This is a genomic window from Lelliottia sp. F153, assembly GCF_002870005.1.
GTDB classification, from domain to species: Bacteria; Pseudomonadota; Gammaproteobacteria; order Enterobacterales; family Enterobacteriaceae; genus Enterobacter; species Enterobacter nimipressuralis.
Genome location: NZ_PKFT01000017.1, coordinates 13913 through 29047, shown reverse-complemented (window position 1 = coordinate 29047; position 15135 = coordinate 13913). Strand labels below are relative to the sequence as shown.

The following is a 15135-nucleotide window of genomic DNA, read 5'->3' as shown; positions in this document are numbered from 1 at the left end:
AGGGCTACCGTCCACAGTTCTACTTCCGTACAACTGACGTGACCGGTACCATCGAACTGCCAGAAGGCGTTGAGATGGTAATGCCAGGCGACAACATCAAAATGGTTGTTACCCTGATCCACCCAATCGCGATGGATGACGGTCTGCGTTTCGCAATCCGTGAAGGCGGCCGTACTGTTGGTGCAGGCGTTGTTGCTAAAGTTCTCGGCTAATCGCTGATAACATTTGACGCAATGCGCAATAAAAGGGCATCATTTGATGCCCTTTTTGCACGCTTTCGAACCAGAACCTGGCTCATCAGTGATTTTTTTTGTCATAATCATTGCTGAGACAGGCTCTGTAGAGGGCGTTTAGTCCGAAAAGCGATTGGTTTTTTCGGGTTGGATCGCCTCGCTCTCGCGGGGTGAAATTGTTTGTAGAATACTTCTGACAGGTTGGTTTATGAGTGCGAATACCGAAGCTCAAGGGAGCGGTCGCGGCCTGGAAGCGATGAAGTGGGTAGTTGTGGCCGTGCTGCTGATTGTGGCTATTGTTGGCAACTACCTCTATCGTGACATGATGCTGCCGTTGCGTGCGCTGGCCGTAGTAATTCTTATTGCTGCAGCGGGTGGTGTCGCGCTGTTGACGACAAAAGGTAAAGCGACCGTTGCTTTTGCCCGCGAAGCGCGAACCGAAGTTCGCAAGGTCATTTGGCCGACTCGCCAGGAAACATTGCACACCACGCTGATTGTGGCAGCAGTGACAGCAGTTATGTCACTGATTCTGTGGGGACTGGATGGTATTCTGGTTCGCCTGGTTTCCTTTATCACTGGCCTGAGGTTCTAAGATGTCTGAAGCCCCTAAAAAGCGCTGGTACGTCGTTCAGGCGTTCTCCGGTTTTGAAGGCCGCGTAGCCACTTCGCTGCGTGAGCATATCAAATTACACAATATGGAAGAGTTGTTTGGTGAAGTCATGGTTCCGACCGAAGAAGTGGTCGAGATCCGTGGTGGCCAGCGTCGCAAAAGCGAGCGCAAATTCTTCCCGGGTTACGTGCTGGTTCAGATGGTGATGAACGATGCAAGCTGGCACCTGGTGCGCAGCGTCCCGCGCGTAATGGGCTTTATCGGCGGCACGTCCGATCGTCCGGCGCCAATCAGCGACAAAGAAGTTGATGCGATTATGAACCGCCTGCAGCAGGTTGGTGATAAGCCGCGTCCGAAAACGCTGTTTGAACCGGGTGAAATGGTTCGTGTTAGCGACGGTCCGTTTGCTGACTTTAATGGCGTGGTTGAAGAAGTGGACTACGAGAAGTCCCGTCTGAAAGTTTCTGTTTCTATCTTCGGTCGTGCGACCCCGGTAGAACTGGACTTTGCCCAGGTAGAAAAAGCCTAAGCAGCCGATCAAAAAAGCGGCGATTAAATCGTTGCACAGGGCGCGAGATTGGAATACAATTTCGCGCCTTTTGTTTTTATGGGTTCCGACCCGTAAAACGATATTTATCACGGGGAGCCTCCTTGAGGCGCTATAACCCATTTAGAGGATTTTAGAATGGCTAAGAAAGTACAAGCCTATGTCAAGCTGCAGGTTGCAGCTGGTATGGCTAACCCAAGTCCACCAGTTGGTCCAGCTCTGGGTCAGCAGGGTGTTAACATCATGGAATTCTGTAAAGCGTTCAACGCAAAAACTGAATCCCTTGAAAAAGGTTTGCCAATTCCGGTTGTTATCACCGTATACGCTGACCGTTCTTTCACTTTCGTTACCAAGACCCCGCCGGCAGCAGTACTGCTGAAAAAAGCGGCTGGTATCAAGTCTGGTTCCGGTAAGCCGAACAAAGATAAAGTTGGTAAAATTTCCCGCGCTCAGCTGCAGGAAATCGCGCAGACCAAAGCTGCCGACATGACTGGTTCCGACATTGAAGCGATGACTCGCTCCATTGAAGGTACTGCACGTTCCATGGGCCTGGTAGTGGAGGACTAAGAAATGGCTAAACTGACCAAGCGCATGTCCGTGATCCGTGACAAAGTTGATGCGACCAAACAATACGACATCACCGAAGCTATCGCTCTGCTGAAAGAACTGGCTACCGCTAAGTTCGTTGAAAGCGTTGACGTTGCTGTAAACCTCGGTATCGACGCTCGTAAATCTGATCAGAACGTTCGTGGCGCAACTGTACTGCCACACGGTACTGGCCGTTCCGTACGCGTAGCTGTATTTGCTCAGGGTGCAAACGCTGAAGCTGCTAAAGCTGCTGGCGCTGAACTGGTAGGTATGGAAGATCTGGCTGATCAGATCAAAAAAGGCGAAATGAACTTTGACGTTGTTATTGCTTCCCCGGATGCAATGCGCGTTGTTGGCCAGCTGGGCCAGGTTCTGGGTCCACGCGGCCTGATGCCAAACCCTAAAGTTGGTACTGTAACTCCTAACGTTGCTGAAGCGGTTAAGAACGCTAAAGCGGGTCAGGTTCGTTATCGTAACGACAAAAACGGCATCATCCACACTACCATCGGTAAAGTGGACTTCGACGCTGACAAATTGAAAGAAAACCTGGAATCTCTGCTGGTTGCGCTGAAAAAAGCAAAACCAACTCAGGCGAAAGGCGTGTACATCAAGAAAATTAGCATCTCCACCACTATGGGTGCAGGTGTTGCAGTTGACCAGGCTGGCCTGAGCGCTGCTGCAAACTAATACCTTTACGTGGGCGGTGGATTTGTCTACAATCTTACCCCCACGTTTGCTAACGAAAGTTAGCAGGTAAAAAGATTTGTTCGTTGGAGCCTGGCCTAATCCAGGCCTCCGTCGAAGACCGCAGGTGTCTCGAAAGAGGCTTAATGCCCTGCGTAGACGGTGACAGAACGCTAAGATTATTTCTGATACTCTGGCTTGTTTCTGCTCACCGTATTAAGACGCTCTTTCCGTTGGGAAGAGTGAAGTGAGTTCCGGAACATGAGTTCCGGCAAACATCCAGGAGCAAAGCTAATGGCTTTAAATCTTCAAGACAAACAAGCGATTGTTGCTGAAGTCAGCGAAGTAGCCAAAGGCGCGCTGTCTGCAGTAGTTGCGGATTCCCGCGGCGTAACTGTAGACAAAATGACTGAACTGCGTAAAGCAGGTCGCGAAGCCGGCGTATACATGCGTGTTGTTCGTAACACCCTGCTGCGCCGTGTTGTTGAAGGTACTCAGTTTGAGTGCCTGAAAGACGCGTTCGTTGGTCCGACCCTGATTGCATATTCTATGGAACACCCGGGCGCAGCTGCTCGTCTGTTCAAAGATTTCGCGAAAGCGAATGCAAAATTTGAGGTCAAAGCCGCAGCCTTTGAAGGTGAGTTGATCCCGGCATCGCAAATCGATCGCCTGGCAACCCTGCCGACCTACGAAGAAGCAATTGCACGCCTGATGGCAACCATGAAAGAAGCTTCGGCTGGCAAACTGGTTCGCACTCTGGCTGCTGTTCGCGATGCAAAAGAAGCTGCTTAATAGCCGTTTTCTTTATCAAGCATTCGCTTACGTATAAACTTATTCTGATTTTCAGGAACAATTTAAATGTCTATCACTAAAGATCAAATCATTGAAGCAGTTGCAGCTATGTCCGTAATGGACGTTGTAGAACTGATTTCTGCAATGGAAGAAAAATTCGGTGTTTCCGCTGCTGCTGCTGTAGCTGTAGCTGCTGGCCCGGCTGAAGCTGCTGAAGAAAAAACTGAATTCGACGTAATTCTGAAAGCTGCTGGCGCTAACAAAGTTGCTGTAATCAAAGCAGTACGTAGCGCAACTGGCCTGGGTCTGAAAGAAGCTAAAGACCTGGTAGAATCTGCTCCAGCCGCTCTGAAAGAAGGCGTGAGCAAAGATGACGCAGAAGCACTGAAAAAATCTCTGGAAGAAGCTGGCGCTGAAGTTGAAGTTAAATAAGCCAACCCTTCCGGTTGCAGCCTGAGAAATTAGGCTGATGGCTGGTGACTTTTTAGTCACCAGCCTTTTTGCGCTGTAAGGCGCCAGCAGCATTTCACACTGTTTGACTGCTGGTTGTCCTGACAATGCTTGTTTCTATCGACGCCTTAATATACTGCGACAGGGTGCTCGCTCTGTGTAAATCGCAACGAAATGGTTTAAGCGTGATAGCAACAGGTATTGCGGAAAGTATTCAATTTTCCGATCAACAAAACGGTGTTGCACAAACTGTCCCTTCGTCGGACAGATGGGTCGACTTGTCAGCGAGCTGAGGAACCCTAATGGTTTACTCCTATACCGAGAAAAAACGTATTCGTAAGGATTTTGGTAAACGTCCACAAGTTCTGGATATACCTTATCTCCTTTCTATCCAGCTTGACTCGTTCCAGAAGTTTATCGAGCAAGATCCTGAAGGGCAGTATGGTCTGGAAGCAGCCTTCCGTTCCGTATTCCCAATCAAAAGCTATAGCGGTAATTCTGAGCTGCAATACGTCAGCTACCGCCTTGGCGAACCGGTATTTGACGTTCAGGAATGTCAGATCCGTGGTGTGACCTATTCCGCACCGCTGCGCGTCAAACTGCGTCTGGTTGTCTATGAGCGCGAAGCGCCAGAAGGCACCGTTAAAGACATTAAAGAACAAGAAGTCTACATGGGTGAAATTCCACTCATGACGGACAACGGTACTTTTGTCATCAACGGCACAGAGCGTGTTATCGTTTCCCAGCTGCATCGTAGCCCGGGTGTCTTCTTCGACAGCGATAAAGGTAAAACACACTCTTCCGGTAAAGTACTGTATAACGCGCGCATCATTCCTTACCGTGGTTCATGGCTGGACTTCGAGTTCGATCCGAAAGACAACCTGTTTGTCCGTATCGACCGTCGTCGTAAACTGCCAGCGACCATCATTCTGCGTGCGTTGAGCTATACCACTGAGCAGATCCTTGACCTGTTCTTCGAGAAAGTGATCTTTGAGATCCGCGACAACAAGCTGCAAATGGAGCTGCTGCCGGAACGTCTGCGTGGCGAAACCGCGTCGTTCGACATCGAATCCGACGGCAAAGTGTACGTGGAAAAAGGTCGCCGTATCACTGCGCGCCATATTCGCCAGCTGGAAAAAGATGAAATCAAACACATCGAAGTTCCGGTTGAATACATCGCGGGCAAAGTGGCAGCAAAAGATTACGTTGATGCTTCAACTGGCGAACTGATCTGCCCGGCTAACATGGAGCTGAGCCTGGATCTGCTGGCTAAGCTGAGCCAGTCTGGTCACAAACGTATCGAAACGCTGTTCACCAACGATCTGGATCACGGTCCGTACATCTCTGAGACTGTACGCGTCGACCCAACTAACGATCGTCTGAGCGCGCTGGTAGAAATCTACCGCATGATGCGCCCTGGTGAGCCACCAACGCGTGAAGCGGCTGAAAGCCTGTTTGAGAACCTGTTCTTCTCCGAAGACCGCTACGATCTGTCCGCGGTTGGTCGTATGAAGTTCAACCGTTCTCTGCTGCGTGACGCGATCGAAGGTTCCGGTATCCTGAGCAAAGAAGACATCATCGAAGTGATGAAAAAGCTCATTGATATCCGTAACGGCAAAGGCGAAGTGGATGATATCGACCACCTCGGCAACCGTCGTATCCGTTCCGTAGGCGAAATGGCGGAAAACCAATTCCGTGTTGGCCTGGTACGTGTTGAGCGTGCGGTGAAAGAGCGTCTGTCTCTGGGCGATCTGGATACCCTGATGCCTCAGGATATGATCAACGCCAAGCCAATTTCTGCCGCAGTGAAAGAGTTCTTTGGTTCCAGCCAGCTGTCTCAGTTCATGGACCAGAACAACCCACTGTCTGAGATTACGCACAAACGTCGTATCTCTGCACTCGGCCCAGGCGGTCTGACCCGTGAACGTGCAGGCTTTGAAGTTCGAGACGTACACCCGACTCACTACGGTCGCGTATGTCCAATCGAAACGCCTGAAGGTCCAAACATCGGTCTGATCAACTCCCTGTCCGTGTACGCACAGACTAACGAATACGGTTTCCTCGAGACTCCGTACCGTAAAGTGACTGACGGTGTTGTAACCGACGAAATTCATTACCTTTCTGCTATCGAAGAAGGTAACTACGTCATCGCTCAGGCGAACACCAACCTGGACGAAGAAGGTCGTTTCGTTGACGATCTCGTTACCTGCCGTAGCAAAGGCGAATCCAGCCTGTTCAGCAATGATCAGGTGGACTACATGGACGTTTCCACGCAGCAGATCGTTTCTGTTGGTGCGTCCCTGATTCCATTCCTGGAACACGATGACGCCAACCGTGCATTGATGGGTGCAAACATGCAACGTCAGGCGGTTCCGACTCTGCGCGCTGATAAGCCGCTGGTTGGTACCGGTATGGAACGTGCTGTTGCCGTTGACTCCGGTGTAACCGCAGTTGCTAAACGTGGCGGTACTGTTCAGTACGTTGATGCTTCCCGTATCGTTATCAAAGTTAACGAAGACGAGATGTATCCGGGCGAAGCAGGCATCGACATCTATAACCTGACGAAGTACACCCGTTCTAACCAGAACACCTGCATCAACCAGATGCCGTGTGTGTCTCTGGGTGAGCCGGTTGAGCGCGGCGACGTGCTGGCAGATGGTCCGTCTACCGATCTCGGTGAACTGGCACTCGGTCAGAACATGCGCGTAGCGTTTATGCCGTGGAACGGTTACAACTTCGAAGACTCCATCCTCGTTTCCGAGCGTGTGGTCCAGGAAGATCGTTTCACCACGATTCACATTCAGGAACTGGCATGTGTGTCCCGTGACACCAAGCTGGGGCCAGAAGAGATCACTGCTGACATCCCGAACGTGGGTGAAGCTGCGCTCTCTAAACTTGATGAATCCGGTATCGTTTACATCGGTGCAGAAGTGACCGGCGGCGACATTCTGGTTGGTAAGGTAACGCCGAAAGGTGAAACCCAGCTGACGCCAGAAGAGAAACTGCTGCGTGCAATCTTCGGTGAGAAAGCGTCTGACGTTAAAGACTCTTCTCTGCGTGTACCAAACGGTGTTTCCGGTACGGTTATCGACGTTCAGGTCTTTACTCGCGATGGCGTAGAAAAAGACAAACGTGCGCTGGAAATCGAAGAGATGCAGCTGAAGCAGGCGAAAAAAGACCTGTCTGAAGAACTGCAGATCCTCGAAGCTGGCCTGTTTAGTCGTATCTATGCTGCGCTGGTCTCCGGTGGCATCGAAGCTGAGAAGCTCGACAAACTGCCTCGCGACCGCTGGCTGGAACTGGGCCTGGCCGACGAAGAGAAACAAAGTCAGCTGGAACAACTGGCTGAGCAGTACGACGAACTGAAACACGAGTTCGAGAAAAAACTCGAAGCGAAACGCCGCAAAATCACTCAGGGCGACGATCTGGCACCAGGCGTGCTGAAGATTGTTAAGGTTTATCTGGCCGTTAAACGTCAGATTCAGCCTGGTGATAAAATGGCAGGTCGTCACGGTAACAAAGGTGTTATCTCCAAGATCAACCCGATCGAAGATATGCCTCACGATGCTAACGGTACGCCGGTAGATATCGTGCTGAACCCACTGGGTGTACCGTCTCGTATGAACATTGGTCAGATCCTTGAAACTCACTTGGGTATGGCTGCGAAAGGTATCGGCGAGAAAATCAACGCCATGCTGAAGCAGCAGGAAGAAGTCGCGAAACTGCGCGAATTCATCCAGCGTGCGTACGATCTGGGCACTGATGTTCGTCAGAAAGTTGACCTGAACACCTTCAGCGATGACGAAGTTCTGCGTCTGGCTGAGAACCTGAAAAAAGGCATGCCGATCGCAACACCGGTCTTCGATGGTGCGAAAGAGTCTGAAATCAAGGAACTGTTACAGCTGGGTGGCCTGCCGACTTCTGGTCAGATCACACTGTTCGACGGTCGTACCGGTGAGCAATTCGAGCGCCAGGTTACCGTTGGCTACATGTACATGCTGAAACTGAACCACCTGGTTGATGACAAGATGCATGCGCGTTCTACCGGTTCTTACAGCCTGGTTACTCAGCAGCCGCTGGGTGGTAAGGCACAGTTCGGTGGTCAGCGCTTCGGTGAGATGGAAGTGTGGGCGCTTGAAGCATATGGCGCGGCATACACCCTGCAGGAAATGCTTACCGTTAAGTCTGATGACGTGAACGGCCGTACGAAGATGTATAAAAACATCGTCGACGGTAACCATCAGATGGAACCGGGCATGCCGGAATCCTTCAACGTACTGTTGAAAGAGATCCGTTCCCTGGGTATCAACATCGAGCTGGAAGACGAGTAACTCTCGCTCAAACAGGTCACTGGTGCCGGATTAATAACCCGGCACCAGATTGTGCTAACTCCGACGGGAGCAAATCCGTGAAAGACTTATTAAAGTTTCTGAAAGCGCAAACTAAAACCGAAGAGTTTGATGCGATCAAAATTGCTCTGGCATCGCCAGACATGATCCGTTCATGGTCTTTCGGTGAAGTTAAGAAGCCGGAAACCATCAACTACCGTACGTTCAAACCTGAGCGTGACGGCCTTTTCTGTGCGCGTATTTTCGGGCCAGTAAAAGATTACGAGTGCCTGTGCGGTAAGTACAAGCGCCTGAAACACCGTGGTGTGATCTGTGAGAAGTGCGGCGTTGAAGTGACCCAAACTAAAGTGCGCCGTGAGCGCATGGGCCACATCGAGCTTGCGTCTCCGACTGCTCACATCTGGTTCCTGAAATCTCTGCCGTCCCGTATCGGTCTGCTGCTGGATATGCCGCTGCGCGATATCGAACGTGTTCTGTACTTCGAATCTTATGTTGTTATCGAAGGCGGGATGACGAATCTGGAACGTAACCAGATTCTGACCGAAGAACAGTATCTGGACGCGCTTGAAGAGTTCGGTGACGAATTCGACGCGAAAATGGGTGCGGAAGCTATTCAGGCCCTGCTGAAAAGCATGGATCTGGAGCAAGAGTGCGAGCAGCTGCGTGAAGAGCTGAACGAAACCAACTCCGAAACCAAGCGTAAAAAGCTGACCAAGCGTATCAAGCTGCTGGAAGCGTTCGTTCAGTCTGGTAACAAACCAGAGTGGATGATTCTGACCGTTCTGCCGGTTCTGCCGCCAGATCTGCGTCCGCTGGTTCCGCTGGATGGTGGTCGTTTCGCGACTTCCGACCTGAACGATCTGTATCGTCGCGTGATCAACCGTAACAACCGTCTGAAACGACTGTTGGATCTGGCTGCGCCTGACATTATCGTACGCAACGAAAAACGTATGCTGCAGGAAGCGGTCGACGCCCTGCTGGATAACGGTCGTCGCGGTCGTGCGATCACCGGTTCTAACAAACGTCCTCTGAAATCTTTGGCCGATATGATCAAAGGTAAACAGGGTCGTTTCCGTCAGAACCTGCTCGGTAAGCGTGTTGACTACTCCGGTCGTTCTGTAATCACCGTAGGTCCATACCTGCGTCTGCATCAGTGCGGTCTGCCGAAGAAAATGGCACTGGAACTGTTCAAACCGTTCATCTACGGCAAGCTGGAACTGCGTGGCCTGGCCACCACCATCAAAGCCGCTAAGAAAATGGTTGAGCGCGAAGAAGCTGTCGTTTGGGATATCCTGGACGAAGTTATCCGCGAACACCCGGTACTGCTGAACCGTGCACCAACTCTGCACCGTTTGGGTATCCAGGCGTTTGAACCGGTTCTGATCGAAGGTAAAGCAATTCAGCTGCACCCGCTGGTTTGTGCGGCATATAACGCCGACTTCGATGGTGACCAGATGGCTGTTCACGTACCGCTGACGCTGGAGGCCCAGCTCGAAGCGCGTGCGCTGATGATGTCTACCAACAACATCCTGTCACCTGCGAACGGCGAGCCAATCATCGTTCCTTCTCAGGACGTTGTACTGGGTCTGTACTACATGACCCGTGACTGTGTTAACGCCAAAGGCGAAGGCATGGTGCTGACTGGCCCTAAAGAAGCTGAGCGTATTTACCGCGCTGGCCTGGCCTCTCTGCATGCGCGCGTTAAAGTGCGTATCACTGAATACGAAAAAGATGCGAGCGGCGAATTCGTTGCGAAAACCAGCCTGATCGATACGACTGTTGGTCGTGCGATTCTGTGGATGATCGTGCCGAAAGGTCTGCCTTTCTCCATCGTCAACCAGGCGCTGGGCAAGAAAGCGATCTCCAAAATGCTGAACACCTGTTACCGCATTTTGGGTCTGAAACCGACCGTTATCTTCGCTGACCAGACGATGTACACCGGCTTTGCTTATGCAGCGCGTTCAGGTGCATCTGTTGGTATCGATGACATGGTGATCCCACAGAAGAAATACGAGATCATCAGCGAAGCCGAAGCTGAAGTGGCCGAAATCCAGGAGCAGTTCCAGTCTGGTCTGGTTACCGCGGGCGAACGCTACAACAAAGTTATCGATATTTGGGCTGCGGCGAACGATCGCGTTTCCAAAGCGATGATGGACAACCTGCAAACTGAAACCGTCATTAACCGTGAAGGTAAAGAAGAGCAGCAGGTTTCCTTCAACAGCATCTACATGATGGCCGACTCCGGTGCGCGTGGTTCCGCAGCACAGATTCGTCAGCTGGCAGGTATGCGTGGTCTGATGGCGAAACCAGATGGTTCCATCATCGAGACGCCAATCACCGCGAACTTCCGTGAAGGTCTGAACGTACTCCAGTACTTCATCTCCACGCACGGTGCGCGTAAAGGTCTGGCGGATACCGCACTGAAAACAGCAAACTCCGGTTATCTGACGCGTCGTCTGGTTGACGTTGCGCAGGATCTGGTGGTGACTGAAGACGATTGTGGCACCCTCGAAGGTATCACCATGACCCCGGTTATCGAGGGTGGTGATGTTAAAGAGCCACTGCGCGATCGCGTTCTGGGTCGTGTGACTGCTGAAGACGTACTGAAACCAGGTACCGCAGACATTCTGGTTCCACGCAACACTCTGCTGCACGAACAGTGGTGTGACCTGCTGGAAGAGAACTCTGTCGACTCCGTGAAAGTGCGTTCTGTCGTATCCTGTGACACCGACTTTGGTGTATGTGCGCACTGCTATGGTCGTGACCTGGCGCGTGGCCACATCATCAACAAAGGTGAAGCAATCGGCGTTATCGCGGCACAGTCCATCGGTGAGCCGGGTACACAGCTGACGATGCGTACGTTCCACATCGGTGGTGCGGCATCTCGTGCGGCTGCTGAATCCAGCATCCAGGTGAAAAACAAGGGTAGCATCAAGCTGTCTAACGCCAAGTCGGTTGTTAACTCCGCTGGCAAGCTGGTTGTGACCTCTCGTAACACCGAGCTGAAGCTGATCGACGAATTCGGTCGTACCAAAGAGAGCTACAAAGTACCTTACGGTGCTGTGATGGCGAAAGGCGATGGCGAACAGGTTGCTGGCGGCGAGACCGTAGCAAACTGGGATCCGCACACCATGCCGGTAATCACCGAAGTGGCGGGCTTCATTCGCTTCACCGATATGATCGATGGCCAGACGATTACTCGTCAGACCGACGAACTGACCGGTCTCTCCTCTCTGGTGGTTCTGGATTCTGCAGAACGTACCGCGGGTGGTAAAGATCTGCGTCCGGCACTGAAAATCGTTGATGCTAACGGTAACGACGTTCTGATCCCAGGCACCGATATGCCTGCTCAGTACTTCCTGCCAGGTAAAGCGATTGTCCAGCTGGAAGATGGCGTACAGATCAGCGGTGGTGACACCCTGGCGCGTATTCCACAGGAATCTGGCGGTACCAAGGACATCACCGGTGGTCTGCCACGCGTTGCTGACCTGTTCGAAGCACGTCGTCCGAAAGAGCCAGCTATCCTTGCGGAAATCAGCGGCATCATTTCCTTCGGTAAAGAGACCAAAGGGAAACGTCGTCTGGTTATCACTCCGTTAGACGGTAGCGAGCCATACGAAGAGATGATTCCTAAGTGGCGTCAGCTCAACGTGTTCGAAGGCGAACGTGTAGAACGTGGTGACGTGGTTTCCGATGGTCCAGAAGCGCCGCACGACATTCTGCGTCTTCGTGGTGTTCACGCGGTAACGCGTTATATCACCAACGAAGTACAGGACGTTTACCGTCTGCAGGGCGTTAAGATTAACGATAAACACATCGAAGTTATCGTTCGTCAGATGCTGCGTAAAGCAACCATCGATAGCGCTGGCAGCTCGGACTTCCTGGAAGGCGAGCAGGTGGAATACTCCCGCGTCAAGATTGCAAACCGCGATCTGGAAGCGAACGGCAAAGTGGCGGCGCTCTACTCCCGCGACCTGCTGGGTATCACCAAAGCGTCTCTGGCAACCGAGTCCTTCATCTCTGCAGCATCCTTCCAGGAGACCACGCGTGTCCTGACCGAAGCGGCTGTTGCGGGTAAACGTGATGAACTGCGCGGTCTGAAAGAGAACGTTATCGTGGGTCGTCTGATCCCGGCTGGTACCGGTTATGCTTACCACCAGGATCGTATGCGTCGTCGTGCTGCGGGCGAACTGCCAGCTGCACCTCAGGTAACTGCGGAAGATGCTTCTGCAAGCCTGGCAGAACTGCTGAACGCAGGTCTGGGCGGCTCTGACAACGATTAATCGTTGATGCCCGGCGGTGAAAATCGCCGGGTAACGAAACCCAGGTCGGAAAAGCGCTAGCGCCAATCGACAACAAAAAACCCGCCTCGGCGGGTTTTTTTATATCTCTATTTTTTCAGTTCAGCAGCGGCAGGCGGCGATAAAGCTCAATCATGTCTCCCGCCAGATCCTGAATCACCATCGCGTTCATCAGGTGGTCCTGCGAATGAACGGTAATCAGATTCACCGGGAGTTTGCCGGTGCCTTCATCAAGGCCAATCAGCTGGGTCTGGATGGTATGCGCGTGCTTCACATATTCACGCGACTCTTCCATCGCTTTTTCCGCTCCCTCGAAGTCACCTTTACGTGCCAGTTGCAGCGCGGTCAACGCCGCACTGCGCGCCGCCCCGGCGTTTACCAGCAACTCCATGATGGTCGTTTCTAAATCTTCCATGGTTTACTCCAACAGTTTGAGTGCTTTTTCGAGCACGGCATCGCCTTTCATCATGCCGTAATCCATCATGTCGATCACCGCGACCTTTTTGCCCAGCGGTTCCGCCTGAGCCTGAAGTTTTGCCAGTTCGTATTTAACCTGTGGCCCCAGTAATACGATGTCGGCGGTGGCAATATTGTCTTTAAATTCAGCAACCGGCACGGCTTTAATGGTTACTTCAACGCCTTTTTTATCTGCGGCGTCTTTCATACGTTGAACCAGCATGCTGGTAGACATACCCGCCGCACAGCATAAAACGATGTTCTTCATAGTCAGCCTCGATGTACATGTGTTTATTGATAATTATCCCGTGCAGGCGGCTTCAACAACCGCTTTAAGGCGATTGTGTGTGAGGCATCACAAAGAAATCTGCTTTTTCTGAAACCGGTTACAATTTTAACGGATTAAGCGGTGCGCCCGCCAAAGCGGGCACAGAGAATGCGGTGTTATGCGTGGGTGGAAGAGAGAAGCGTGCGGTTTTTACCCTGCTGTTTGGCTTCGTAGAGAGCTGCGTCCACGCTGCCCACTAACTGCTCCAGCGGCTCGAAGTGCCACTCTCCCAGGCCGGCGCTAAAGGTGACGTGCAAACCCTCTTCCCGCCAGGTGCGATCTGCAACCTGAAGACGCCATTTTTCCAGCAGGCTAAAAGCTGAATCAATATGTTCTGCTGGGAAGACAACGGCAAACTCCTCACCGCCGTACCGATACACGGAAATATGCTGGGGCTGCATCACCTGGATGCCCTCCCGGGCGACGTTACGCAGTACAATATCGCCGCTCAGATGGCCCCAGGTATCGTTGATGGATTTAAAGTTATCAATATCAACCAGCGCGAGGGCAAAGGGCTGATGCTCCTTCATCAATGCCGCAACATCGCTGTCGAAGGCGCGGCGATTCTTACAGCCGGTGAGCGCGTCCACGGTCGCCTGACGCACATAATCCCGCTCGCGCTCTTTGTTCGTCAGAATGGTTTTACTGAGCATCGCTTCCAGTCGCGGCGCTTGATTCACCTCGCCGGTTTTAATGGCATTGATGATGTTCATCAGTACCGTACGCGATGCGTGGCGCAGATACAGGCCAAACAAGATAATCACGATGGCGGCCAGCGCAAATCCCCAACTGACAATGTTCGTCTCGTGGCGTGTGATGTCGGTGAGCGTGGTATTAGAAACGCGGTAAATGACGAGCCAGTCCGGGTTCGTAAAGGCGTAGTAGTAGTACCAGAAGCCGGTTTTACGATCGTAGGTGTGCCCCTCGCCGCTGGTCATCTGGTCCATCAGCTCTTCACTGACATAGGTTTTAAACAAGGCTCGGGTATCCGGATGCAGCACCACCTTTCCATCGCGCTCCACCACGAAGAATTCCCCATGCATGGGGGCGACCATCTGGCGCAGGGTATATCCCATGGAAGCCAGGTCGAGATGAAATCCGAGAGTCCCTTTAACGCGACCTTCCGGCGAAATGACGGGCCGGTAGAGGGTAACGGTAAGCTGATGAGTAAAGTAATCCATGTAAGGGCTGGTATAGCGGCTTAAGGTACTCGCCTGCGCCTGACCGACAAACCACGGGCGGACGCGGGGATCAAACTTTTTGCTGCTGTCATCCGCCAGGACTTCGGGGGCACGCAGGTAGTGTCCCTGGGCGTCAGCCAGAGAGATAGCCGAAACGTTCGGCATCATGTTTTGCAACTGCATCAGGGCCTGCAATCCGTTCTCGCGATCGACATTCACCGTGTTCTCAAGCTGGTCATTGCGGGAGAAGAATGTGACAGCCCGGCCAAGAATATGGTCGTTTTCACGCAGGATCGATTCCGTATAGTTCACCGCCAGGTTATGCGTGAAATTGAGGTTAATATTATGATAATCCTCTACAAAATCTTTTCGCTGCGTCAGCGTGATAAACACGGCGATCAGCACAAAACTGAGCAATATCCCCGCAAAGCTCACCAGGATAGGTGTCGTAAAAGAGAGTTTTTTACTGTGGACAGGCATGGGTTGTCAGAGATCCAGAAGAGGTGATAGTCCAAATGTATGCTGGTTAATTATACTTCCCAGATTTTAAGGCAGGATGATTTATCTTAATAACTGACCAGAAACTGCTTATTTTTGTGAAGGCAGGGCGAAACGA

11 protein-coding genes and 1 pseudogene are annotated in these 15135 nt (G+C 52.0%); 9 read left to right on the top strand and 3 right to left on the bottom strand.

From position 1 onward, the window contains the following. The 9 genes and pseudogenes from tuf to rpoC form a co-directional block, all read left to right on the top strand. Nucleotides 1–212 (top strand): annotated as a pseudogene (gene tuf, locus F153LOC_RS21320) (elongation factor Tu); the annotation flags it as partial. A 229-nt stretch (nt 213–441) separates the two neighbouring features. Beyond that, the gene (gene secE / locus F153LOC_RS21315) at nt 442–825 is read left to right on the top strand and encodes a preprotein translocase subunit SecE (RefSeq protein WP_003862342.1); all 384 of its coding nucleotides are present in this window, start codon (nt 442–444) and stop codon (nt 823–825) included. 1 nt (nt 826) lies between these two features. Beyond that, nucleotides 827–1372: a transcription termination/antitermination protein NusG gene (gene nusG, locus F153LOC_RS21310; protein ID WP_002438628.1), complete on the top strand. Its 546-nt coding sequence runs from the start codon at nt 827–829 to the stop codon at nt 1370–1372. A gap of 156 nt (nt 1373–1528) precedes the next feature. After that, nucleotides 1529–1957, top strand: coding sequence for a 50S ribosomal protein L11 (gene rplK / locus F153LOC_RS21305; RefSeq protein ID WP_004097640.1), 429 nt, complete (start codon nt 1529–1531; stop codon nt 1955–1957). Nucleotides 1958–1960: 3 nt separating this feature from the next. Then, on the top strand, nt 1961–2665 hold the full coding sequence (gene rplA / locus F153LOC_RS21300) for a 50S ribosomal protein L1 (protein ID WP_100778109.1): 705 nt from the start codon (nt 1961–1963) through the stop codon (nt 2663–2665). A gap of 291 nt (nt 2666–2956) precedes the next feature. Further along, nucleotides 2957–3454: a 50S ribosomal protein L10 gene (gene rplJ / locus F153LOC_RS21290; protein WP_007704673.1), complete on the top strand. Its 498-nt coding sequence runs from the start codon at nt 2957–2959 to the stop codon at nt 3452–3454. Between the two features lie 66 nt (nt 3455–3520). After that, nucleotides 3521–3886 (top strand): 50S ribosomal protein L7/L12, encoded by a 366-nt coding sequence (rplL, locus tag F153LOC_RS21285; RefSeq protein ID WP_095280280.1) that lies wholly within the window; start codon nt 3521–3523, stop codon nt 3884–3886. 320 nt (nt 3887–4206) lie between these two features. Further along, on the top strand, nt 4207–8235 hold the full coding sequence (rpoB, locus tag F153LOC_RS21280; protein WP_102105780.1) for a DNA-directed RNA polymerase subunit beta: 4029 nt from the start codon (nt 4207–4209) through the stop codon (nt 8233–8235). 77 nt (nt 8236–8312) lie between these two features. Continuing rightward, nucleotides 8313–12536, top strand: a complete 4224-nt coding sequence (gene rpoC / locus F153LOC_RS21275) for a DNA-directed RNA polymerase subunit beta' (protein WP_100778107.1) — start codon at nt 8313–8315, stop codon at nt 12534–12536. A gap of 115 nt (nt 12537–12651) precedes the next feature. On the opposite strand, the gene F153LOC_RS21270 is transcribed toward rpoC, so the two are convergent. From F153LOC_RS21270 to F153LOC_RS21260, 3 genes are all read right to left on the bottom strand, one after another. Continuing rightward, on the bottom strand, nt 12652–12969 hold the full coding sequence (locus F153LOC_RS21270) for a PTS lactose/cellobiose transporter subunit IIA (RefSeq protein ID WP_102105779.1): 318 nt from the start codon (nt 12967–12969) through the stop codon (nt 12652–12654). 3 nt (nt 12970–12972) lie between these two features. Then, nucleotides 12973–13278, bottom strand: a complete 306-nt coding sequence (locus F153LOC_RS21265) for a PTS sugar transporter subunit IIB (RefSeq protein ID WP_100778105.1) — start codon at nt 13276–13278, stop codon at nt 12973–12975. Nucleotides 13279–13454: 176 nt separating this feature from the next. Continuing rightward, nucleotides 13455–14999, bottom strand: a complete 1545-nt coding sequence (locus F153LOC_RS21260) for a sensor domain-containing diguanylate cyclase (RefSeq protein ID WP_102105778.1) — start codon at nt 14997–14999, stop codon at nt 13455–13457. Nucleotides 15000–15135 lie beyond the last annotated feature (136 nt).